This window comes from Sphingomonas sp. (assembly GCA_019635535.1).
In the GTDB taxonomy this organism is placed as follows: Bacteria; Pseudomonadota; Alphaproteobacteria; order Sphingomonadales; family Sphingomonadaceae; genus Allosphingosinicella.
Genome location: JAHBZH010000001.1, coordinates 692,273 through 716,601, shown reverse-complemented (window position 1 = coordinate 716,601; position 24,329 = coordinate 692,273). Strand labels below are relative to the sequence as shown.

Here is a 24,329-nt window from a genome sequence, read left to right as displayed (position 1 = left end):
GGTTCGGACGGAGGGATTTGCCAATGATGGACATGCTGGCCCCGCTTCGCTCCGCCTTGCTGGCATTGGCGCTGGCCGTCGCCGCGCCCGCTTTGGCCTGGCAGCCCTCGCTGCAGGGCGAGGTGACGGCGCAGCTCGCCGCCGCTGGGCCCGGCACGCGTTATGGCCTGGTGGTCACGGACATGGAGGGGCGCGAGCTGATCGCGATCAACCCCGACAATCGCTTCATCCCGGCGTCCAACACCAAGATGTTCACCACCGCCGCCGCCTTCGCGGCGATGGCCGGGCTCGACCGGCCCGACACGGCGGGCGGCGCGGCGGTGCGGCTCGACGGGCGCGACGTGATCCTGATCGGGCATGGCGACGCCCGCCTGTCCAGCGCGGCGGATTGCGTCACCGATTGCCTCGCCGCCCTGGCCGATGCGGTGGCGGCGCGGACCCGGCGGGTGCGGCATGTGATCGGCGACGACAGCCTGTTCGCGGACCAGCGCTGGAGTCCCGGGATGAGCTGGAACAACATCCCCACGCGATCCGGCACGGCGATCTCGGCGCTCACGCTCGACGACAATGAGCTGCATGTGCGCGTTTCGCCCGGCACGGTGGGGGAGCCGCCCGCGCTCGACCATTTGCCCTATTACCGCATCGTCAACCGCGCCGTGACCGTGACGGAAGGCGAGACATCCCTCAGCTTCGATCGCATGCCGAACAGCCTGGATCTCTATCTGACCGGGCGCATCCGGGCCGGCGCGGAGCCGACCGTCCTGCGCCTCGGCATCGACGATCCGGCCCATTACGCCGCCTGGCGGTTCGCGACGCTGCTGCGCGAACGCGGCGTGCGGCTGAGCGGCGACGTGCAGGTCCGGCATCGGACGCCCGGCGGCACCGTCGAGCCGTCCGGCGCGGAACTGCTGGCCCGGCTGACGCCGCCGCCGCTCGCCGAGACGCTGACGCGCATCAACAAGGAGAGCCAGAACCTCCATGCCGAGCTGCTGATCCGCCGCCTCGGCCTGATCGAAGGCGCCGGCTCGATCGAGGATGGCGTCGCCCGGATCGAGGCGATGATGGCTGAGGCGGGCGTGCCGAGGACCGGATGGGACCTGTCCGACGGCTCCGGCATGTCCACCTACAACCGCATGTCGCCGCGCGCCGTCGCCGCCCTGCTGCGCTGGGCCGCGACGCAAAGCTGGGGTGCGGCATGGCGGGACACCTTTTCGGTCGCCGGGGTGGACGGGACGCTCCAGCGCCGCTTCCGCGACAGCCCGCTGCAGGGCCGGCTCTTCGCCAAGACCGGCACGCTGAACGCGACCAACGCGCTCTCCGGCTATCTCACCGCGCGCAGCGGCCGGACGCTGATCTTCTCCTTCTTCGCCAACGACGTCCCCGGCGGCGGCAGCGCGACAGCGGCGATGGACGCCGTGCTGCAACGGATCGCGGCGGAGAATTAGGTTAAGCCGAGACGGGAATCCCACAACCGTTCGGGCTGAGCCTGTCGAAGCCCTGCCCTTTCTTTCGGCGGTGGAGAAGAGAAGGGCGGCCCTTCGACAGGCTCAGGGCGAACGGTGCTTTTGATCAAACGCAGGAGACTTCAGCCGAACGCCGCGATCACCGCGTCGCCGGTCGCGCGGCGCAGGTCCATGATGCCCGTTTCGCGATGACGCGTCGGGTGGACGCGGTTGGTGAGCAGGGTCCAGGCGAGGCCGCGGTCAAAATCCACCCACAGGCCGGTGCCGGTGAAGCCGGTATGGCCGATCGTTCCGGCCGAGCAGGCCGCGCCGCCGCTCCAGCCGTCGAAGCGTATCTCCCAGCCGCAGGTGCGGTGCCCCTCGACCGGGGTGCGGATCGCCTCGATCAGGAAGGGCGAGGCGGTGCCGCCCAGCAGCCCCGCCGCATGGTCGAGCACTCCGGCGACCGTGCCGAACAGCCCGGCATGACCCGGCGCGCCGCCCAGCGCCCAGGCATTTTCGTCATGCACCTCGCCCTTCATCACTCGGCCACGCCAGGAACACCGCTCGGTCGCCACGGCGGGCCCCGGCGGCGGCCCGTAGGTCAGCCCCTCACTCAGCGGCCAGGCGGAGAGCGGCTGCCCGGTGATCCGCTCGATCGCGATGCCGAGCAGGATATAGTTGATGTCCGAATAGACCGGCGGCCCGTGCCGCCATTCGCGCTGCAGCACGAAGGCGCGCAGCCGCTCCGGATCGCCGCCATAGGTGTAGATCGGCTCGACGGCGGGCAGGAAGGTGCGGTGGGCGAGGCAGTCGCGGAAGGTGAGCTTGCGCTCCGCCGCGTCCGCCACGTCATATTGGCGCAGGTCCGGGATCGTGTCGGTCAGCGGCCGGTCGAGATCGATCCGCCCCTGCCCGGCCAGCGTCAGCACCATCGTCGTCGTCGCGATCACCTTCGATACGGAGGCGAGATCGAACCAGTGGGCCTCGGTCAGCGCCTCCGGCTCCGGCTCCAGCGCCGCCATGCCCGCGAAGCGCACGGCGCGGCGGCCGTCGGCGGTGACGACGCCCAATGTCGCGCCGGGAATGCGGCCGTCCCCGACCGCCGCCAGCGCCGGCGCGAAGGCCCGTTCGATCATGCCGTCCCCTCTTCCTCGATCGGGCGCGGTTTCGCACGGGCGATCAGCGGCAGGAAGAGGATGGCGGCGAGGCTCAGCACGCCGGAGAGGATGAAGAACAGGTCGAAGCCGCGATAGCCCGCCGCGTCGAAGCTCTCCACCATCGCGCCGCCGGAACCGGAGAGCAGGCGCGGGAGCAGGAAGGCGAAGCCGGACAGGAACGCATATTGCGCCCCTGGATAGCGTGGGTCGACCAGCATCGAGAGATAGACGACGAAGATCGCGCCCGCCATGCCGTTGCCGAACTGGTCGAGCGCGGTGGCGATGTAGAGCGTCGTTTCCGCCACCGGCTGATGCGCCAGCCAGACGAAGCCGAAATTGCCCAATGCCGCGAAGAGCGCGCCGATCGCCAGCGTCCAGCCCTGCGGCCAGCGGGCCGCCATCAGCCCGCCCAGCGCGACGCCGATCATGCTGGCGACCAGCGCCACATAGGAATCGGCGCGGCCGATCTCGCTCAGCGAATAGCCCAGATCGCGGATCATCGGCTTGGAAAGATTGAGCGCCAGCACGTCGCCCATCCGGTAGATCGAGACGAACGCCATCAGCGCCAGCGCCATGAAGCCGTAGCGCCAGAAGAATTCGACATAGGGCCCGATCGCCACCGAGCGCCGCGCGGGCGAGGAGGCCGGCAGCTTGCGGATTTTCGGCAAGGCGGCGGCCATGATCAGGAACGGCACCATGCAGATGGCGAGCACATAGGGCGTGACATTGCTCTGGCCGCTCATCCCCATGCCGGACGCCGCGCCGAGCAGCAGCCAGCCGACCGCCGCGGTGACCGCCGTCGCGGCAAGCAGGATGCCGACGCTCGCGGCGATGCCCATAGTCAACGCCGTCCCCCTGCTGCCGCGCGCGTCCGGGTCGGGCCGCATCGCCGCGAGCAGGGGGAAGGGCGCGAAGGCCGCCGCGGCGATCGCCAGATAGGCGCCGGTCCAGCCCCAGCCGGGCTGGTCGGCGATCAACAGCGCGCCGCTGCCGGCCGCGACCATCGCGCTGCGATAGCCCCACAGATTGGCGGCGGCGAGCGGCCCCTGCTGCTCTTTCGTCGGCGCGAGCTCGATCCGCCAGGCATCGGCGGCGACCTCTAGCGTCGTCGTCCAGAAGGCGAGCAAAACCGCGAACAAAGCGGTGACGGCCAGGCTTCGCTCGGGCGAGACGAAGGCCATCGCCGCCATCGAGGTGAAGATGCCGAGCTGAGCGAGCATGATCCAGCCGCGCCTCTTGCCCCAGAAGCGCCCGAAGCCCGGCACCTGGTAGCGGTCGAGCAAAGGCGCCCACAGGAACTTGAAGGTGGGGAGCAGCTGCACCCAGGCGAAGAAGCCGATGATGACCAGGCCGATCTCATGCGCCTGCAGCCGGAGCATCAGCACGGTGGAGAACATGTAGAAGGGCAGGCCCGCCGAGAAGCCGAGCAGCAGATAGAGCGCCTGCCGCCCGATCCCCCTCGGCGCCACTTCGGCCGCCCCAACCACGCTGCCCTGTGCCACTGACGCCATGATATCCCCTTGAACGAACCGCACGAAGCTTGGCGAGCGCGGCGGCGCCGTCAACGCCCAGGTCGCCGCGCCCGCACTGGTTTGGACGGCGATGATGGCGGGAGGTTATGGCGGCGCCAACAGAAACTATGGCAGGCGCGGTGGAAGTTGATACTTACTACCGGATGAACGAGCCAAGGGGGATCTTATCATGCGCGCTTTCACGTCACTGAGGCCGGTCCTGTGTTCGGGCACGGCCCTTGCCGCGTTCGCCAGTGCCTGGGCGGCTCCGGCCGCGGCGCAACCCCCGGCCACGCAAGATACGATAACGCCCCAGTCCGAGGCCTCGTCGTCCGACAACGATGACACCATTCTCATCACCGGCTCGCGTCTTCGGCAGGATCCGAACAACAGCGCCCTGCCGATCCAGATCATCACCACCCAGGAAATTCAGCGCAACTCGATCAGCAGTCCCGAACAATTGCTGATGTTCCTGCCGTCGAATGCCAGCGGGGCGGACAATCTGGCCTCAAACGCGGACGTCGTCTCCGGGGCGCAGCGCGGGACGAACGGCCTCTCGTCGGCCAACCTTCGCGGTCAGGGCAATTCGTCGACCTTGGTGCTGCTCAACAACCGCCGCGTCGCCGCGCACGGACTTCAGGGCTCGGCCGTCGATGTCAACCAGATTCCCTTCGCCGCGCTCGAGCGGATCGAAGTGCTGAAGGACGGCGCCTCGGCCATTTACGGCACCGATGCGGTCGGCGGCGTGATCAACTTCATCACCCGCACCGATTTCGAGGGCATCAGCGTCAACGGCTTCGTCGACGCGACCGAAGCGGGCGGCGGCAACATCTACCGGCTGTCCGGGCTCGTCGGCTATGGCGACCTTGACGAGCAGGGCTTCAACGTCATGGCGTCGGTCTCCTATAGCTGGAACCGGATCCTGCGCGGCTCCGACCGGGATTTCGTGAATGGCAACCAGCCCAATCGCGGTCTCTCGATCGACACGCGCGGTACGCCGGTCGCGACCGCATTCAACATCGCGGCCAATCCCAATCAGACGCCGGGCGGCACCCTGCTCAGCGGCCTGACCCTCACCTTGCCCAACGGGACGAACGGCGCCGCCGGCGGCATCAATATCCTCGATCTTCCGGGCGGCGCCGGCTGCGATTCCGTGGACGGCGGTCTGGCCTATGACGAGGTCTTGTGGGCGCTGCCGACGGCGCAATATGCCTGCGCCTGGGACACGGGCCGCGCGGCGGTGATCCAGCAGCCGATCCAGACGCTGACCTATTTCGCCCGCGGCGTCGTGCGTCTGGGCGACGCCCATAATCTTTCGCTCGAGATCACCGGGTCGGACGCGGATTCCTCAAAGCAATTCTCCGCCAACCAATATTCGGCCAACGCCACGAATCTCCCCTGGGCCTATCCGCTCAACGCGGACACAGCGGCGACCTACAATCAGGTCTTCCAGGCGATCCGGGGGGCGTTTACTGATCCTGCACAACAGGCAGCGCTCGATGCCCGCTACGGCCTGCCGATCGCCGGCCGCTGGCGCTGCATTCCCTGCGGCCCGCGTGAATATGAGACCAACACGCAGACGTTCCGCGCTGCGCTTGGCATCGACGGGCCACTCTGGGAGGGCTGGAACTATCGCGCAGGCGCGTCCTATGCGCGCAGCGAGGCCCGTTCGGTATTGGGCACCGGCTATCACTTCCGCGGCGTGCTGACCGTCAACGATCCCGCGACGCCGGGAGACGACCGCGGAATATACGACCCTCGCGCGCCGACCGCGCCGGGTGCCGCCGGCCCGGGGATTATCGGCCTGATCAACTCGGGCATATTGAATCCGTTCAGCGCCACCCAGACCGACGCGGCTCTGGCGGCTCTCGACGCCGTGTCGGCCGCGGGGACGGTGCTCTATGGCGGCCGCTACCAGGTGCGTCAGTTCGACGCATCGATTTCCGGTGGGCTGTTCCCCATTGGCAACCGCGAGGTCCAACTCGCCGTCGGCGTCGACTATCGCCGGGAAAGCTATGAGTTCAACGGCTCGCCCGCAGCTGCGGCCGGCCAGCCCGACATCTTCAACGTGGCATTCGACAATATCAACGCGCTGACGCCGAAGCGCCGCACCGTGCGGGCGGCTTATGTCGAGGCGCTGTTTCCGATCCTGCCGAGCCTCGATATCATCGCCGCTGGCCGTATCGACGATTATACCGGCTTCGGTTCGACAACCAATCCGAAGATCTCGTTCCGTTTCCGGCCGTGGGAACCGATCATGTTCCGCGGTTCCTATGGTACCGGCTTCCGCGTGCCGACGTTCAACCAGATATTCAACGGCACGACGGTTTCGCCCAATCCCGGCAACACCCTGGTCGATCCAACTTTGTGTCCGACGGGCAATACGACGGGGCCGCAGCCCCAATGCGCGCCCATCACCCCGGAATCGCTCAGCGGCGGCAATCTGAACCTCGAGCCGGAAACCTCCGAGCAATACACGGTCGGCATGGTGATCCAGCCTTCGAACCGGTTCAGCTTCTCGGTCGATTATTGGCGGATCGCGGTGGACAACACGATCGGCTCGATCACCATTCCGCAATTGCTGGCGAACATCACCGCCTTCCCCGATCGGATCGTGCGCACCAACGGCATCATCACCGGGGTCGATCTCAGGACGGGGAATTTCGGCTCGCGGCGGACCGAGGGTCTGGACTTCACGCTGCGGGGTTCGATCGACGGGCTCGGCGGTGTCTTCAGCGCCGGACTCGACGGCACCTATCTGCTCGACAAGCGCGAGAAGCTGCTGCCCAACTTGCCCTATTCGGATCTGATCGGAATCTTCACTTTCACCGGCGACCTCGGCCTGCGTTGGAAGCACAATGCGTTCATCAGCTGGTGGAACGACGACTGGAACTTCACGCTCACGCAGATTTTCCGGAACGGCTACAGGAACTTCGCCCTGCCGGCGTCGGCGACGCGACCCGATTACAACATTCGGGTAAGCGATTATATCGTCTACAATCTGTCGGTCTCCTATACCGGCTTCCGTCACCTGAGGCTGACCGCGGGCGTCCGGAACCTCTTCGATCGCGATCCGCCCTTCGCGATCACCTATGACAGCAATACCGGTGCGGGCAGCTCCTGGGAGCCGCGCGTCGCCGATCCGCGTGGGCGGTCGTTCACTTTCGCGGCCGAAGTGAGATTCTGATCTCCGTTCCCAAATAGGGGCGGCCGCGACATCGATCGCGGCCGCCCCTCTCGATTATGCGCCCTGGAACGGATAACGGAGCGCCAGGAGCGCGGCGGATGAATCATTTCCATCTCGAGGACGGGACGACCTGTTGCGAAGGCGTACCCTTGCCGCTGATCGCGCAAGCGGTCGGCACACCCGTCTTCGTTTATTCCGCCACTGCGATGCGGGCGCAGGCGCACGCCTTGCAAGAGGCGCTCGCGGCGCTGCCCGACCCGCTCATCGCCTATGCGGTGAAAGCCAATCCGAACGGCGCCGTGCTGCGGACGCTCGCCGCCGAAGGGCTGGGCGCCGACGTCGTCTCCGGCGGCGAGTATCGCCGTGCGCTGGCGGCGGGCATCACGCCGGAGCGGATCGTCTTTTCCGGCGTCGGCAAGACGGCGGCGGAAATGGCGCAGGCGCTGGCAGGCGGGCTTTGCCAGTTCAATCTGGAATCACTTTCCGAAGCGGAGATGCTGTCCGAGGTGGCGGCATCGATGGGGCGGACCGCGCCGGTCGCGTTCCGGGTCAATCCCGATGTGACGGCGGGCTCCCACGCCAAGATTTCCACCGGCTCGGCGCACAACAAATTCGGCATAGCGATCGACGATGCCCCCGACGCCTGCGCCCGCGTCGCGGCGCTGCCGGGGCTGCGGCTCCAGGGCCTCGCGGTCCATATCGGCAGCCAGCTCACCAGTCTGGCCCCGTTGGAGGCGGCGTTCGGCAAGGTGGGGACGATGATCGCCGAATTGCGCGCGCGGGGACACGACATCCGCACCGCCGATCTCGGCGGCGGGCTCGGCATTCGCTACGATCCTTCGTCGCCTCCGCCCCCGACAATCGCGGATTATGGCGCGCTCGTCGAACGGGCGACACGCGGTTGGGGCGCGCGGCTGATCTTCGAGCCGGGCCGGCTGATCGTCGGCGATGCCGGCGTGCTGCTGACCGAGGTGATCCGGGTCAAACCGGGAGCCCTGCAACCCTTCGTGGTCCTCGACGCGGCGATGAACGATCTGATGCGGCCCAGCCTGTACGACGCCTGGCACGGCATCGAGGCGGTGTCGCCCCGGGCCGAACGAATGACGGCCGACGTGGTCGGCCCGGTCTGCGAGACCGGCGACACCTTCGCGACCGCGCGCGACATGGAGCGGGTCGAATCGGGCGACCTGATGATCATCCGCACCGCCGGCGCCTATGCCGCGACGATGGGCAGCACATACAATTCCCGCCCGCTCGCGCCGGAGGTGCTGGTCGACGGACGCGACTGGGCGGTGATCCGCCCGCGACGGGACGTCGATGCGCTGATCGGCGACGAACGCCTGCCGCCCTGGCTCGATCGCTAATCGCCGATTTTCGCCGCGAGCCATTCCTCGATCGCCCGAAAGGCGGAGCGCCCCGCCGGCTGAGGCGCCGGGTTGTTGGCCGCGAAATAGGCGATGCCGACATTGCGGGCCGGATCGATCCACAGGCCGGAACGTAGATTATAGGCCTCGCCGGCATGGCCCAAGGCGGCGCGCCCCGCGAACAGGTCGTCATTGCAGCCCGCCACGCGCACGGGCAGGGTTTGGACCGCGAGACCGTAGGAACAGTAGAAGCCATTGTCGGTGTCGCCGTTCGATCCGTTGAAGACCCAGGCCGGCCGCAGGATGGCGTCGATACTGGCCTCGCTCAGGAATTGCGTCCCTTCGTGGCGGCCCCGGTTGAGCAGCATCCGTCCGATCGTCGCCAGATCCAGAACCGATGCGCGCAACCCGCCCTGCGGCGAGAAGAGCGCGCCGTTCGCGCCCAGTTCATAGGCGACGAGATCGCAATTCTCGGTTTCCCGAAACACCGGGCAGGCCGGACGCGCGCCCTGCAGGTCGTCGAGCGCGATACTGCCGTCGGCGCGATGCAGCGTCACCGCGCGCGCGACATTGGCGTCGCTGCACATCGTCCAGTTGAAGCAGGCATCGAGTCCCAGCGGTTCCATCACGAGCCCGTGGATCAGCCGATCGAACCGTTCGCCGGTCGCGCGCTCCAGCGCCGAGGCGATCACCGGGAAATTGAGATTGGCATATTGGAAATAGGTGCCGGGCACGTGGTCCGGATCGAACACCCGCGGATCGGCGAGCGCGGCGCGCACCGTGCGGCCGAGCGGTATGACATAGGCCTCGCCCGCATCGCGCAGGCCGGACGTATGCGACAGCAGCATGCGCAGCGTGATCAGCCTTTCGGGGAAGGCGGGATTGCGCAATTCCCAGCCGAGCCAGCCGGATATGTCCGCATCCAGATCGATCCGGCCCTGCTCGACCAGCCGCAGAACGCCCAGCGCCACCACCAGCTTGGACACCGACGCGACGCGCACCGGATCGCTTGCCGTCGCCGGCCGGCCATGTCGGCGCTCGGCCAAACCCGCGGCATCGCTGCGCCGCACACCGGTGGCATCGAAACCGGCCCAGGCATAGGTCGCGCCGGCGGCAGCGTCCGGCGCCTCGATCGGCCGGGTCTGGCATCCTGCCAATATGAGGCCGGCAAGAAGGATCGCGCAGCGCATGGACCTGCGATAGCCCGTCACGGACGGCGCGGAAATATCTCCTTGCCCGATTTTCGGACATGGCCCGCGCGAAAAGGCTACAGCCCCATGCGCAGCGAGACACGAAAGGCGATCGCGGCCTTGCCGAGCTGCTCCTCGGCGCTGGCCTCGCCGCCCAGGGAGAACGGCCCCTGGCCGCCGGTCAAGCGCAGCCGTCCGACCCAGCCGTCGGTGCGGTCTTCCGGCACCAGAGTGAAGGGATCGCCTCCGTCGAAATGCGCGGTCGTGGCGCCGAGCGCGCCACCCAGGATCTGGCGCCGGCCGGCTTCCAGCTCGGTTCGTAGCCAGCCGGCGCCAGTCTCACGACGGCCGAAATCATAGCCGGCCGTGAGAGTCGCATTGAGCGCGAACTCATCACTCGTGCGCCCATCGACAACAAGGTTGAAGGCATCGCCGCCGCCGGTCTCGGCATAGCCGTTCTCGGACAGGCGATAATAATCGATCGAGGCCAGCGGCCGCAGGCTGAGCCGGCCGAAGCCATGCTCGTATGAAATGCCTGCGGCGGCGGAATAGAGCCGCCCGCGCCACTCGCCGGTCGCGGTGCGGCTGACATCCTCGCCGGTGAACGTGCGCGTCCCCCGGAAATCGACGATCGCCGCCGACCCGCGCGCGAAGGCCCGGAAGCCGCCCCACTGTCCGCGCCAATAGGCGGCAAGCTCATATTGCTCGGCGCGCACCTGATTGTCGGTCTCGCCGTCCGAATCCTCGCCGTTGAGATAAGCGAGCGACAGGCCGACATTGCCGATCCCGCCGGCCCGGATTTCGGCGCCGGCGGACGTGCCCCAGCCGGCGATATCGTAGGCGGCGGTGTCGCCGAGATTCTTGGACGAACCCCAGGCGACCTGCTGCAGCCAGAAGCCCCAGCCGCCCATGTCGGCGATCGGCGTGTGCGGATCGGCGAGGAAGCGCGCGGTGGCGCGCGAGGCCTGCGTCACCGTGTCGAACGCGCCGCCGGCATGATCGGGCAGCATCTGGCGGATCGTGGACCGCATGCCCGCCGCGTCGCCGAGAGCGAGAACGGCGTCGGCGATGTCGCCGTCATTGTCGAGCGCGGCGAAGATCGCGTCATAGGCACGCGCCTCCGAGCCGTTGAAGCCCATCTCGGCGGCGGTCCGCCGTTCGATCACGACCGCAATCTCGCCCGCCGTCTCCGCGTCCAGCGTGCCCTTGAACAGATAGGGCAGGGAAGCCTCGCCAAGGCCGAGCGTGTCGCCTCCGGTCAGCGCGCCGCCGCGGAGGAAGACGAAGCGGCCTTCCGACGCGCTCACATTGGCGAGACGGACGCGCACCTCCGCCCCTTCGGCGATCGTGGCCGCGCCGGCGACGTCATAGAGCGTGCCTGTGCCCGCCGCGGCGTCGATGCCAACGCCGAGCGTCGCGGTCGCACCCAGGTTGAGCGAAGCGAGCGAGACCGTGCCGAGATTGGTCGCCTCGAAATGGCCGCCCGCGACGTTCACGGCGAGGCCCGAGCCGTTCGAGGTCGCGCCTCGGAAGCTGGCCGTGCCGGATATTTCCAATAAGTCCGCGCCGCCGCCGAAATCGGCGCTGCCGGCAAAGGCGCTGGTGCCGCCCAGCGTGACCCGGTCCGCGCCCGCACCGAAGACGATCGCACCGGAATAGGCGGCATTGCCGCCGAGCTGAAGCCGATTGGCGCCTTCGCCGAACCGGGCCGTACCGGCGACGGTGCCGGCGGCGATGTCGAGCAGGTCGTCACCGGCACCGAAAAGGATGTCGCCACTGATGGACGGCGGGGCGGCTCCCGAGGCAGCGGTCTGACGAACGATCGCGCCGGCACCGTTCGCGGCCAGGTCGATCGCGACATTGCGGCCCGACCCCGCCTCCGCGCCGGTCGCGCGGATGCGGCCGCTATTCTCCACCAGTCCGACATTGCCGGAGCGGTCGACGATGGCGCCCGCGCCGCCGTTCTTGCCGGCGGTCGCCTCGATCCGGCCACTGTTGCGGATCGTGGAAACATCGGCGCCGCTTTCGACCAGAAGCGCCCGGGCAAGCCTGCCCTCCGCCGTGGCGCCAGTGGCGGAGATCACGCCGCTGTTCCTGATCTCGGCGACACTGGCCCCGTCGCCGATCCGCACCGCCGTCGCATTGGCATCCGGCGATGTGGCACTGATCGTGCCCCCCACGGTCATCCCTCCCGCGATCGTCACGTTGCCGCCCAGGCCGCCGATCACCAGACCATTGCCGTCCACGCCTTTGTAGGTGCCGGCGCCGGTAAGCACGCCGTCAATGACGAGACCGTGGCCGTTGACATTGCCCGCAACCGGCCCGATCGCGATGTCGTTCGCCGTATCGCCGACCTGGACTGCCGCCGCCGCGCCCGCCGAAACGATGTTGGCCGTGCCTTCCTGCGCATCGGGAATCCCGTCGCCGTCCTCGTCATCGTTCTTTGGATCCTTGTCGTCGGGCCGCCGCTCGAAGATGATGCCGCCGCCGACATTGCCGGAAATGCGGATCGCCGGGCCGCCCTGAAGCAGATCGTCCGCGTCGAGCTTCGATGTGTCTGCGGGCGGCGGAACGGCGCGGAAGCCCGTGGCGGTCACCGTGCCCTGAAAGCTGACGGCGCCGCCGACATCGCCGTCGAGCGCGACGCCGACCGCGTCTTGCCCGCGCGCGCTGATCGTTCCGGTCAACCGCACATTACCGGTAATGTCCTCGGCGCGGATGCCGGCCGAACCGTCGCCCAGCACGTTGATCGTACCGCTGCTGGTGAGCGAACCGTTCAGCCGGCCATCGATGGCGATGGCCGCCGACTGATTGCCTTCAATCGCGATTTCGCCGCCGTTGACGATGTTGCCGGTGAACGTCCCGCCCGGCGCGACACGGATACCGAAGCGCCGCGCGCCTTGCGCGAACGGACCGTCGAGATCGCCGTCATCGTCGGTGTCCTTGGGCGCGTAGGTCTCGTCGATGACGATCTTGCCCGAATTGGTGATCGTGCCGGCCGTGCCGGGATTGGCGAGGATTCCGGTCGCGTCATTGGCATCGGTGATCTGGATCGTGCCCTGATTGGTGACATTGTTGTTGCTGTCGATCGTGACGGCGACTCCGCCGGTGGGGACGATCGAGCCGGCGGAGGTGATCTTGATGTCGTCCGGCGCGCCGTTGCTGGCGGTAGAGGTCGAAACCGGCGTGGTGATCTTGGTCTCGATGACGCGTTCCGCCTGGCCGGCACTGGCGAAGATGGCGATGGGCGTGAGGCAGGTGCAGGCAAGCAGAAGACGCATCGACACAATCGTTCCTCGGACCGTGAATGGGGGAGAGCGGCGCCGCGGGGTGGGGGGAGTCGGGCGCCGCTCTCTGCCCCAATGACGCCGCCGTGCACGGAGACCCGCACCGGTCGGACGAATTTTTCTAAGAAAGGCTAGAAGCGCACTTCCCAGCCGACCCGCAACGTGCGCGGGCGCAGCGGCGTGATCTGGCGGCGCAGCGCCAGCGTGAAGGGCGAGCCCATCGCGAAGCGATTGCCTTCGGCATCGAGGAGATTGGTCATGCCCAAAGTGAGGGCATGGCGGCCGCGTTCGAGCCGCGCGCCGGCGCCGAGATCGAGCCAGTCGCCCTGCTTCTCGCCGAGAATCGGGCCGATACCGAGTCGCGACGTGCCGGCGTAGCGGGCCGAGCTCCACAGCCGCAGCACGGCATCCGGCGCGATCTCGGCGCTGTATTCCGCGCCCAGATGGAAATTGACCCGTGCGACATTGGGCAACGGCGAGCGCGGCGTGATGATGATGCTGGGCGCCGGATTGGTGACCAGGCTGTCGTTGAGCACGACCGCCGCCTCGAGATTGAGGCCCGCCACCGGGCGCCAGCCGACCTGCAGATCGAGCGTGAAGATCCGCCCGTCGCCGATATTGGACGTAGTCTGGAAGCCGAACGGATTGACGATATCGGCCTGGATGTCCGTCCAGCGCGTATAGGCGAAGGCGGCGGCGAGATCGAAGCGTCCCGCGCCCGGCACGCCATGACGCGCGCCCACCTCGATCGTCGCCACACGGTCATTCTCGAAACGGCCGACCGAGCTCGCGCCGATGGGAAGCGGCTCCATCGCTTCCGTCGTCACGACTGCACCGTTCACCAGCCGGGCGATGAAGGGCGACGTGACTGCAAGACCGCCGGGCCGGAAACCCTGCTGGTAGCGGGCGAAGAGAAGCAGATCGTCATTGGCCCGCGCGGCGAGCGCGAACGAAGGCAGGAAAACCGTCTCGTCGCGCTGGGCGCGCAATTCGCGCAGCATCGTCAGAAACGCCATCGGCGCATCGAGCACCCCGCCGGACAGACGACTGTGGGTAAGGCGGCCGCCGAAGGTTGCGGTGATGCCTTCGCGGATGCCGATCGTCGCCTCGCCGAATGCGGTGATCTCGTTGACGCTGTTGCGCACCCCGGCGATCGGATCGGGCGCGTCGGGGTCGCCCAATGCGCGCGAAATCTCCGAGCGGTTGGAGATGAAGCTGGCGCCGATCAGCCAGCCGGTGCCCTCCGGGCCGGAGCGCGACAGCCGGCTTTCGGCGGACAGCAAGTTCAGCCGATTGGTCTGGTGATAGGCGGTCGGCGGGCCGTCCGGCCGGGTCGAATCATAGCGTTCGTCGAGTGTCTGATGGACCATGCCCGCGGTCGAGACGAAGCGCAGGCCGTTGCTCCAGTCGCGCTCGACCACGATGTCGCCGAGCAGATAATCGTTCGAATAATACTCGGCGACCGGGCTGGCGCGGGTCAGCGGCGGCGCGTCGCGATCGGCGAATTGGCCATCCCTGCCCCGGATGCGCTGGCCGGCGATGCCCAGGCCGATCGTCCAGTCGCCGGCCTCGGCTCGCAGCCGGGCGCGGCCGCCATGGATATCGGTACGGTTGACATCGTCGAGCCCGCGCAGCGTGTCGTCGATATAGCCACCCTCGCGCGCGCCGTATCCGACGACGCGCAGAGCCAGCGCATCGCCGATCGGCAGGTTCAGCACCGCCGCCGCCTCGCCGCCGGGATCGCCATGCTGGGTGAAGGCGGCGCCGATCGACACCGAGCCCTGGACGACGCCCAGGCGCGGCGCATTGGGGACGATGCGCAGGATACCGCCGAGCGAGCCGGCGCCGTAGAGCGTGCCCTGCGGCCCGGGCAGCACCTCGATCCGGTCGATGTCGTGCAGATGCAGATTCGGATCGGGCGTGTTGTAGTTGAGCCGCGTCTCGCCGAGATATTGGCCGACCGTCGCCTGGGTCGGGCCGTTGAAACTCGAATCGGCGATGCCGCGGATGAACAGCTTGTTGCGGCCGGTGCCGAGATGGGTGGAATTGAGGCCGGGCAAAGTCGCGACCAGCCCCTCCGTGCCCCGCCCGTGCGCGGCGGCCATCGGATCCTCGCCCGACACGAACATCACCGAGCCGGGGAATGAGGCGAGACGGAAGGCGCGCTTGGACGCGGTGATGACGATGTCCGCCTGCTCGACCTCCGCTTCGCGCGGCGGCGACGCTTCGCGGCGGGCCGGGCGCGACGCATGACGCTGCGGCGCCGGCGCGCGCACCACGCGCCAGGTGCGCCCGTCGACCGCGACCGCGCGCGCCCCCGTGCCCCGCGTCAGCCGGTCGAGCGCGGCGGCGGCGGTCATCCGGCCGCGCAGGCGCTCGACGCGGCGATTGGCCAGCGCCGGATCGGCGACGCCGACGCTGATCCCCGCCTGCTGGCCCAGTGCCACCAACGCGTCGCCGAGCCGTCCGGCGGGCAGATCGAGCCGGTGGCGCGCCGAGGCGTCCGCCGAAGCGGCGGAAACCAGGATCGCCGCGGGCAGGATCAGGTCAAGGCCGCGCACCGCGCTCCACCGTCAATCGCCAGCCGTCGCCCTCGCGTCGGGCGTCAAGCTCGAGCAGCGCGCCGGCGCGGTCGAGCGTCACGCCCGGATCGCGATCGATCACGATCACGCCGCTGAACCGTCGCGCCGCCACCGCGCCATCCAGCGCCACGCGGGCGCCGAGATTGCGCGACAGATCGGCCACGACCGCGTCGTAGCGTGCCGCCGAATAGCTGAGGCGGCCTTCCCGCCAGCCGCCGATCGACGCGATGGCGGGGCGGGTCACGACCGGATCCTCCGTGCCGCGCTGGCTGAGTGCCATGCCGGGCGTCAAGTTCATGCGCGCATTGGCGCGGCGCCATTCCACCTCGCCCTCCGAAACGGCGACCTCGGTGCGATCGCCGTCATGGAGGACGTTGAAGACGGTGCCGAGATCGATCAGCCGCGCTTCGCCCGCCTCGACCCGGAACGGGCGGGCATCGTCGTGAACCACGGTGAACAGGGCCTCACCCCGCTCGATCCGGGCGAAGCGCGCGTCGCCGCGGTCGAGCACCAGCCGGCTGTCGCCATTGACTTCGATCCGGCTGCCTTCTTCGAGCGCGATGACGCGACGTTCGCCGGGCGCGGTGACGATTTCGTAGGTGCCGCCGGCGGGCATCAAGGTGATCGCGCCGACCAAAGCGGCGGCAATGGCCGCCCCGCCCCAGCCCAGAAAGGCACGTCGGTTCGACCGGTGCGGCTCGACATAAGCGGGCATCGGCGCCACAGGCGCGAGCGGGAGATCGTCGAGCTCGGCATCGGCGAGCGCGACCAGGTCATAGGCCTGCGCATGCGCCGGATCGGCTTCGAGCCAGGCGGTGAACCCCGCCCAGTCGGCGGACGCGGCATCGCCGTGCAGCCGGACATGCCAGGCCACCGCCTCATCCCGAATCCGATCGTTCACGTCCGCCATCTACAGCCCTTCCCGCAGCATGACGCCGCCGCCCCGCTCAATCCACATCGAGCCGCTCCCTGAGATCCGCCAGCGCGCGATAGGCCTTCTGCAGATGCTTCTCGACCGCCGACAGGCTGATGCCGAATTCGGCGGCGATGTCGCGCTGGCTCACGCCCTCCAGCCGATAGCGGCGGAAGATCGCGTCGCTGCGTTCGCCCAACGCGGCCAACGTGGATTCCACCGCTGCCAGTCGCTCGCGCGCGATCAGCCGGGCCTCGCTCTCGGCCGGCAGAACGTCGTCGGCCGCCTCGCTCCAGGCGGTGTCGCGGCGGGTCGCGCGCGCTTCGGCGCGGCGGCGGTCCAGCATCACATTGTTGGCGGTGCGGTAGAGATAGGCCAGCGGCTCGGCGATCGGGCCGGACGCGCCGGCCGACGCCTTGATCCAGACCTCCTGCAGGCAATCCTCGGCCGCGTCGCCGGCGCCGCGCGCGCGCAGGAAGCGCAGCAACGTCATCCGGTTTTCCAGGAAGACGGCCTCCAGGCCACCTTTCATCGAACACTCCAAGGTCGCGCGAATGTAGCGCCGACACCCCCAGCCGGCGGAGCGGGCCGCCTTACCGCGCCGGTCCGGCGCTGTCCATCGGCGGGGTCAGGCGGGCGCGGCGGCGGCCATCGCGCCGCGCGCGATGAGCTGCTTGTCGATCCGCTCGGCGCGCAGGGCGGCGGAGATCACCGCCAGGCCCGCCTCCACGTCATGCCATTCGGCGCACAGGAAGATGTCGATCGCGGCATAGCCATGCTCGGGCCAAGAATGGATCGAGATGTGCGATTCGGCGAGCAGCGCCACGCCGGTGACGCCCTGCCCGGCCCCGAAATCGTGCAGCCGGACCTCCAGCAGGGTCGCGCCGGCCGCCACCGCCGCGTCGGTCAGCGCGGCCTCGATCAGGTCGATGTCGTCGAGCCCGACGCAGCCGTGGAGATCGGCGATGAGGTGGCGCCCCTGATTCATCGCGGCATTCATAGCAGGCTTTCAAAGCCATGTCCGAGATGACGCATCGCGCCTTCCGCCGCCAGCACGCCGCGATAATGGGCTTCCTCGAACAGTGAGAGGCCGGACAGATCGGAATGGGCGAGGAAGAGCGGCGGCTCGGCCCGCGCCGCGTCCGGCGCCCCGCCCCAGATCAGGCCGGGCACGGGCCGGATCATCGCATGGCCCCAGCGCCACAGATCGACCGCGCGGATCGCGCCTTCCAGATCGGGATTCGTCGCGAGCAGATCGTCGGTCACGACGGCGCGCCACTCGTCGGCGGATCGCTCGACCAGCAGGCGGCGGCCTTCCGAAGGGCTCATGTCGGAGAGCGGCAGATACCAGGTGAGGACGCTGGCGCCGGGGATCGCCGCCGGCCCCTGATGGGTGGCGACGACATAGCCCAGGGAATTGCTGGTCGAGGACACATTGTCCCAGGCGAGCGGCGCGCCGCGTCCGGTAGGCAGGCGATCGACGGTGACGTTGGCGACCAGCCAGGGCGCGTAGCCGAAGGCCGTGGCGGGCGGCAGCTCCGGCGCGACATGAGCGGCGACGAAGCGGGGCATGGCGAGGATCGCGGCGCGGGCGCGGGTGCGGATCGTGGTCTGTCGTGAGACGTCGAAGGAATCGACAAGAATCCGGTCGCCGTCGCGGGTGACGCGGTGGACGATGCGGCCGGAGCGTATCTGTCCGCGAAACTGGTCCGCCATGCCGCGCGCCAGCCGGTCGTTGCCCTCCGGCCAGGTCAGCACATTGTCCGCCGCATCGTTCGCCGCCCAGCCGCGCCGCCCGGCATAATAATGCACTCCGGCCCAGGCCGAGACGTCGGCCGGCTCGCAGCCATAATCGTCGCGCATCCCGTAGCGGACATGTGCGCGCAGCACCGGCGAATCCCAGCCTTGTTCGTCGAGCCAGGCGGCGAAATTCGTGCCGTCCAGCGCCAGCAGATCGGGATCGCGCGAGCTGTAGGCGAGCGGCGTCGCGAAGGCCGGCTTGCCGTCCGCGCCGATGCGGGCGGAGAAGGCGCGCATCGCGGCATCGAAGGCGGCGAGATGGGCCTCGTCGCGCGGCTCCAGCCCGGTGCGGGGGATCAGGCCTTCCTGCCAGCTTCCCCGCCAGAGCAGGCGTTCCTGCAGATCGGCGCAGAGCTGGAGCGGATCGTAGACCGGCGCGCCGTCCGCCTCGCCGGTGATGATGCCGAGCCCGGTGAGCAGGTGGCGCAGCGCCCGCGCCTCGCGATTGGCGACAGGGAGATAATGGGCGCCGAGCGGAAAGGCCGACACGTCGTTGCGCCCGCTGCGCGCATTGCCGCCGACCGCATCCTCCAGCTCGAACAGCTGAAAATCTTCGAACCCGGCTTCGGCCAGCGCCCAGCCCGCCGCCAGCCCCGCGACGCCGCCGCCGGCGATGACGACGCCAGCTTCCTCCGTCTCGGACGGTTCCGGAAAGCCGCCGACGCGCAGGCGATGGCCGCGTTCCATGTCGGCGCCCGCCAAGGTGGTCGCCGGTGGCGCCGGTCGGGTGGCGCGCCAGCCGAGGCCCGCCGCCGCGACCGCGCCGACAACTCCCAAGCCGGCGACGACCGCGCGGCGGTCAACCCGCATAGCGGCTCCATTCGTCGGAGAAGGCGCGGACCAGCGCCTGATTGTCGAGCCGGTTCACCGGCGCCGGGCGGCGCGCCATGTCCGGCGGGAAATCGAACAATCGCTCGGCGATGACGGGGGTGAGGAACCGCCCCTCCGGAATCCGCGCCTCCGTTCCGATCGGGCGATGCGCGGCCAAGGTGAAGCCCCACTCGCCGAAGCTCGGCACATAGACATGATAGGGCCGGGTGTGCAGGCCGACCGCCTCCAGCGTCGTCACCACCGTCCAGTAGGAGATCGGCGCGACCAGCGGCGAGGTGCTCTGGACCGCCGCCACCCCGTCCGGCGCGAGCAGGCGGGACAGCTCCCGGTAGAAGCTTTCGGTGTAGAGCTTCCCCACCGAGAAATCGACCGGGTCGGGGAAATCGACGATGATCGCGTCATATTGCTCCCGGGCGTCGCGCGCCCAGCGGAAGCCGTCGGCATTGATCACGGTGAGACGCGGATCGGAGAGCGACCCCTGGTTGAGCGCCGCGAGCATCGGGCTGCGCGCGAACAGGCGCGTCATCGCCGGATCGAGATCGACGAGTGTGATCCGCTCCACCTCCGGATGGCGCAGCACCTCGCGCGCCGCCAGCCCGTCGCCGCCGCCCAGGATCAGCACATTGGCGGGTCGGTCCACCCGGCCCAGCGCAGGATGCACCAGCGCTTCGTGATAGCGATATTCGTCGCGCGAGGAGAATTGCAGATTGCCGTTGAGATAGAGTCGCAGATCGTCGCCGCTGCGGGTCAGCACGATGCGCTGGAACGGGCTGGATTCGGCGTAGATGACCGGTTCCTGATAGCTCGCCACCTCGGCCCAGCGCTGCAGCCGCTCCGATCCGGCGAAACCGGCGATGAGGATGGCGAGGACGAGGACCGAGGCGATCTTTTCCAGATACATGCGCGTGCCGCGCGGCAGGACGACGAGCAAAGCGAGCGCGATGGCGGCGTTGAGGATGCCGAACAGGAATCCGGTCCGGATCATGCCGAGATAGGGCATCAGCACGAGCGGGAAAAGCAGGGCCGCGAACAAAGCGCCGACATAGTCGAAGGTGAGGACGCTGGAGACGACCTCGCGAAAATCGTAATCCTTGAGGATCCGCATCAGCAGCGGGATTTCGAGGCCGACGAAGAAGCCGATCGCGAAGACGATCGAATAAAGCGCGATCCGGAAATGATCGATGATCGGGAAGAGCATGAACAGCCCCGCCGCCGAGAAGCCCCCGATCAGCGCGATCAGCAGCTCGACCCGCACGAAGACGGCGAGCTCATTCTTCTTCACGTAGCGCGAGCACCAGCTCCCGATCCCCATCGCGAACAGATAGGTGCCGATGACGGTCGAGAATTGGGTGACGCTGTCGCCGAGCAGATAGCTGGCCAAAGTGCTCGCCAGCAGCTCGTAGACGAGGCCGCAGGTGGCGACGACGAAGGCCGAGGCGAGGAGCGCGACAGTCGGCGCCGACGCGCGCAGCGCCGGCCGGGATTCAGCCATGAATGGCGGCGGCGACGATGATCGCGAGACCGATCGCGATCGCGCCGGCGAAGGTCGCGACGGCGCGGTTCTGCTTGTGGTTGATCTCCTCCCACAATTTACCGGGCGTCAGGATGTCGAGAATGAAGAAGCCGAGAACCAGGACCACGATGCCGATCCCGGCGAAGATCAGCGAATTCAAGATGGCGGCGGTGTTGGCGATCATGTCCGTCTCCTATTTGTGGGTGGGGCCGTAGACGCCGGCGCGCGGCGCGACGCGTCCGCCGTCGGCGAAAGGCGAATATGCATAGATCGTGCTGGTGACGAACAGACCCGCCGTCGCCAGCGACCACAGGCCGTAGAGGAAGGTCCGGCGGTCCATCAGTCGTCATCCTCCGAAGTGAACAATTTGGCGAGGCCGGTGCGGCCGATGTCGCTTTCGTCCTGCCGCGCCTGTTCGAAGGACAGATGACGGAAGAAGAAATAGACGAGCGGCGCGAGGATCAGGATGATGGCGAGGATGAGATTCGAGGGGAAGGCCGCCGCGCGGCTGACCTCGATGATCACCGACCCGCCGGTCTGGCTGGAGGCATAGGGTCGGGAGAAATCGCGCCAGCTGTTGCCGGCATAATCGATGACGAGATCGTAGGTGCCGGCCGGTACGGAGGCGAGCTTGACCGTCCTGCGACGGCTGCCTTCCGTCCAGTCGCCGTCGGAATCCCGTCCCGAATAGCGTTCCGCCGCGCCATAGGCCTGGTAGGAGGTTTGGGTGGCGCGCTCGACGAGCGCATAATCGAGATCGATCCAGCCGTTTTCGAGACCCGGTACCTGCGCGCGGATCGCGACGAGCTGATAGGGCCGCGTCACCGTGATCGGCCCCAAGGTGGCGGTCCGCGTCGTGCCGGCGAGATCGACCGGCAGCGTTTCGCTGAGCAGCGGCTGCCCGCCACTGCCCATCACCATGGTCAGCAGCAGCAGGAAGCCGAGCACGGCGAGGCCGATCTTCCCGCCCTTGCGCATCACGTCGCGATAGGGCGAAGGCTGGTGCGGCAATGGCGGCCAGGGATTGTGCGGCGGCACGACGCCGAAGGCGCGGCTTATCTCGTCGCCGTCGAGCAGGGTGGATAGCGTCCAGCTCACTTCCTGCTCATTGGCCTCGCGCGAGAGCATGTAGCCGGGGCGGACATAATCGTCGGTCGAGACCTCCTCGCCGACCGCGACCCGCCAGTAGAATTCGCCCAGCACATAATCGACCTGCGCCTGGCCATCGACGAAGAAGGGCGCATAATCGTGGCCATCGAGGCGCGGGCCGTGATGCCCCCATTCCGGCGCGCAGGTCAGCATTTCGCCGAACGACCAGCCGCGCCCGTTGGTCACCAGCCAGCGATAGCCCTGATAGGGATTGAACAGCAGATATTCTTCCCAGGGATAGCTGCCGCGCTCGGACCGGCTGAGATAGCCGATCACTTCCCATTCGACGGCCCGCAGCGTGCCGCGTGTGCCGAGCGGGATTTCGATCTGCTGGATCGCCAGATGATATTCGGTGAGGAGCCGCACTTCGGGATTGGCGACGTCGAGGATCGAGCCGCAATATTGGCAGGCGACGGTGACGGTATAGCCCGCCGCCCGCACGCTGATCGAACCGCCGCACCCCGGACAGGACAGCGCCCGCACCGCCGGCGCGGGCGGCGGCGGCGGTGCCGCGATGCCCAGCTCCTGAAGCCCCCCGTCGGTCATCTCAGCCGCCATAAGCCGGCATCGGCCAGCCCTCGATCGGCCGCAGATAACGCGGCGCCAGCTCGTCCAGCGTCACGTAACGGCCCTGATAGAAGCTCGACAAAGTCTCCTCGCGCTGCAGGCTGGCGCAGCGGCCGTGAGCCGATCGGAAATCGACGCTGTGGATCGTCCAGCCCGGCTTGGGCGAGAAAGGCAGTTCGCCCTCGGCGGCGATGCAGGTCGCGTCGCGCGCATCGGAAACGATGAAAATCTCCTCGTCGATCAGGGCCCGCGCGCCGATCAGCACACGGTCGCCCAGGATGAGCTTGCGGATCGTCTCGTCGCCCTGGACGTCGCCGAGCGCGCGCTCATCGGTCAACATGAACTGCCCCATCGCCTCGCCCAGCCAGGCGTCCGATCCATCGCCGAACAGCAGCAGCCATTCGTTCCACGATCCGTCCGTCCAGCCCCAGCGGACCCGGCCGACCACATCGAAGCCGCGCCCGTCGAACGTGCCGCGCGTGCCGATGCCGATCGGGCTGACATCGAAGGGCAGCACCGCCGCCTTGCCGACCGCCTCGATCCCGCCGCCCGATCGCACCAGGATGGTGCGGCAATGGTCGCACACGCGCGAAGGCAGAGCGGGCGAGCGGAACGAGACCTCCGCGCCGCAATTGGGGCAGGAGACCTTCTGCATCTTGCGGTCAGCGGATCCGGCTCAGCAGCTCGGCCTTCTTGGCGTCGAACTCCTCCTGCGTGATCGCGCCGATGGTGAGCAGCTTGTGCAGCTTCTCCACTTGCGCGAACGCATCCTCCTGCGGCGCGGCCGGGGCCGCTGCCGGAGCCGCTCCAGGGGCGCCCGGCGTGAGTCCCGCCGCCATCGACTGCCCGATCGCCGCGCCCGCCGCGAGACTGGCCCCGATCCCGGCGACTCCGCCGGGATTGGCCGCCGCCGTCTCGATCGCCTCGGCCGCCTGGAACTTGGCGTATTTGTCGAGATCGCCGATCACCCGCATCGAGCTCGACTTGTCGAGATAGGCCTGCACTTCTTCGGGCAGCGAGACGCTCTCGACGAAGAAGCTCGGCACCGCGAGCCCCCATTGGGCGAAGGAGGCGCCGACCGCCTCCTGGAGCTTTTCCGACATCGCCGTCTGGTTGGCGGCGAGATCGAGGAACGGCACGTCGCTGCCGCCCAGCGCGGTCGCGATCGCGGTGGCGATGGCGGCGCGAAGCTGCGGCTCCAGCTCCTCCGTCGTCATCCGCTCCAGCGAGCCCATCAGCTTCACCGAGAAGGGCGCGACATCCTCGATGCGGAAGGAATAGGCGCCGAACGCGCGCAGGCGGATCGCGCCGAACTCCTTGTCGCGCACCGTCACCGGCTGGGCCGTGCCCCATTTGAGATTGATCTGCTCGCGTTGCGAGAAGAAGTAGACGTCCGACTTGAAGGGCGAGGCGAAGGCCTTGTCCCAGTTCATCAGCGAGGTGAGGATCGGCAGGTTCGCCGTCTCCAGATTGTGCAGGCCCGGGCCGAACACGTCGGCGACGCGACCCTCGTTGACGAAGGCCGCCATCTGGCCTTCGCGCACCGTCAATTGCGCACCATTCTGGATCTCGCGATCCTGCATTGGATAGCGGATGGCGAGCACGCCCGGCTCGTCCGTCCAGTCGATGACATCGACGAACTGCTTCTTGATCCAATCGAGAACCATGGCCTTCCCTCCGCCAGACAGAGACCAAGTCTAGCGGCAATCGCGCGGGTCAGGAACAGTCAATCGCAGCGCCCGTCGATCGGCAATGGATATCTTCACGAAGTCTCTGGTAACCGGTGTCATCTTATGTCAGACATGGCCGCAAGCCGCCGCGGAGCGGCAGGTC

The 24,329-nt window shown here is 68.3% G+C and carries 18 protein-coding genes; 3 read left to right on the top strand and 15 right to left on the bottom strand.

Going from position 1 to position 24,329, the window contains the following annotated elements; translation table 11 throughout:
• Window positions 1-26 precede the first annotated feature (26 nt).
• Window positions 27-1,445, top strand: coding sequence for a D-alanyl-D-alanine carboxypeptidase/D-alanyl-D-alanine-endopeptidase (gene dacB / locus KF780_03715; protein MBX3560901.1), 1,419 nt, complete (start codon window positions 27-29; stop codon window positions 1,443-1,445).
• A gap of 140 nt (window positions 1,446-1,585) precedes the next feature.
• On the opposite strand, the gene KF780_03710 is transcribed toward dacB, so the two are convergent.
• Complete coding sequence (locus tag KF780_03710) at window positions 1,586-2,581, bottom strand: serine hydrolase (protein MBX3560900.1); 996 nt, start codon at window positions 2,579-2,581, stop codon at window positions 1,586-1,588.
• A complete protein-coding gene (locus KF780_03705) occupies window positions 2,578-3,999 on the bottom strand; it encodes a permease (GenBank protein ID MBX3560899.1) in 1,422 nt (473 codons plus the stop codon). The genes KF780_03710 and KF780_03705 overlap by 4 nt, the downstream gene beginning before the upstream one ends.
• A 304-nt stretch (window positions 4,000-4,303) precedes the next feature.
• Here KF780_03705 and KF780_03700 point away from each other — a divergent pair, with 304 nt between their 5' ends.
• Window positions 4,304-7,300, top strand: coding sequence for a TonB-dependent receptor (locus KF780_03700; protein ID MBX3560898.1), 2,997 nt, complete (start codon window positions 4,304-4,306; stop codon window positions 7,298-7,300).
• A gap of 98 nt (window positions 7,301-7,398) precedes the next feature.
• A complete protein-coding gene (gene lysA, locus KF780_03695; protein MBX3560897.1) occupies window positions 7,399-8,664 on the top strand; it encodes a diaminopimelate decarboxylase in 1,266 nt (421 codons plus the stop codon).
• Here the strand turns inward: lysA and KF780_03690 are convergent.
• The 13 genes from KF780_03690 to KF780_03630 form a co-directional block, all read right to left on the bottom strand.
• Complete coding sequence (locus tag KF780_03690) at window positions 8,661-9,854, bottom strand: beta-lactamase family protein (GenBank protein MBX3560896.1); 1,194 nt, start codon at window positions 9,852-9,854, stop codon at window positions 8,661-8,663. The two genes, lysA and KF780_03690, sit on opposite strands and share 4 nt — an antisense overlap.
• A gap of 77 nt (window positions 9,855-9,931) precedes the next feature.
• Window positions 9,932-13,135, bottom strand: a complete 3,204-nt coding sequence (locus KF780_03685; protein MBX3560895.1) for an autotransporter domain-containing protein — start codon at window positions 13,133-13,135, stop codon at window positions 9,932-9,934.
• Between the two features lie 137 nt (window positions 13,136-13,272).
• Window positions 13,273-15,684 carry a TonB-dependent receptor gene (locus tag KF780_03680; protein MBX3560894.1) on the bottom strand — a complete coding sequence of 804 codons (2,412 nt, stop codon included), beginning with the start codon at window positions 15,682-15,684 and terminating at the stop codon, window positions 13,273-13,275.
• Window positions 15,685-15,688: 4 nt separating this feature from the next.
• Complete coding sequence (locus tag KF780_03675) at window positions 15,689-16,633, bottom strand: FecR domain-containing protein (GenBank protein MBX3560893.1); 945 nt, start codon at window positions 16,631-16,633, stop codon at window positions 15,689-15,691.
• 37 nt (window positions 16,634-16,670) lie between these two features.
• Window positions 16,671-17,168: an RNA polymerase sigma factor gene (locus KF780_03670; protein ID MBX3560892.1), complete on the bottom strand. Its 498-nt coding sequence runs from the start codon at window positions 17,166-17,168 to the stop codon at window positions 16,671-16,673.
• Window positions 17,169-17,264: 96 nt separating this feature from the next.
• Window positions 17,265-17,636 (bottom strand): adenosylmethionine decarboxylase, encoded by a 372-nt coding sequence (speD, locus tag KF780_03665; protein MBX3560891.1) that lies wholly within the window; start codon window positions 17,634-17,636, stop codon window positions 17,265-17,267.
• Entirely contained in the window at window positions 17,633-19,246 is a 1,614-nt protein-coding gene (locus KF780_03660; GenBank protein MBX3560890.1) for an FAD-dependent oxidoreductase, read from the bottom strand. Before KF780_03660 ends, speD begins: the two co-directional genes overlap by 4 nt.
• The gene (locus KF780_03655) at window positions 19,236-20,759 is read right to left on the bottom strand and encodes a polyamine aminopropyltransferase (GenBank protein MBX3560889.1); all 1,524 of its coding nucleotides are present in this window, start codon (window positions 20,757-20,759) and stop codon (window positions 19,236-19,238) included. Before KF780_03655 ends, KF780_03660 begins: the two co-directional genes overlap by 11 nt.
• Complete coding sequence (locus KF780_03650; GenBank protein MBX3560888.1) at window positions 20,752-20,964, bottom strand: DUF350 domain-containing protein; 213 nt, start codon at window positions 20,962-20,964, stop codon at window positions 20,752-20,754. The genes KF780_03655 and KF780_03650 overlap by 8 nt, the downstream gene beginning before the upstream one ends.
• Before the next feature lie 9 nt (window positions 20,965-20,973).
• Window positions 20,974-21,120 carry a hypothetical protein gene (locus KF780_03645; protein MBX3560887.1) on the bottom strand — a complete coding sequence of 49 codons (147 nt, stop codon included), beginning with the start codon at window positions 21,118-21,120 and terminating at the stop codon, window positions 20,974-20,976.
• Entirely contained in the window at window positions 21,120-22,475 is a 1,356-nt protein-coding gene (locus KF780_03640; GenBank protein ID MBX3560886.1) for a DUF4178 domain-containing protein, read from the bottom strand. The genes KF780_03645 and KF780_03640 overlap by 1 nt, the downstream gene beginning before the upstream one ends.
• Window position 22,476: 1 nt before the next feature.
• Window positions 22,477-23,151, bottom strand: coding sequence for a DUF4178 domain-containing protein (locus KF780_03635; GenBank protein MBX3560885.1), 675 nt, complete (start codon window positions 23,149-23,151; stop codon window positions 22,477-22,479).
• A 7-nt stretch (window positions 23,152-23,158) separates the two neighbouring features.
• Window positions 23,159-24,163 carry an SPFH domain-containing protein gene (locus KF780_03630; GenBank protein ID MBX3560884.1) on the bottom strand — a complete coding sequence of 335 codons (1,005 nt, stop codon included), beginning with the start codon at window positions 24,161-24,163 and terminating at the stop codon, window positions 23,159-23,161.
• Window positions 24,164-24,329 lie beyond the last annotated feature (166 nt).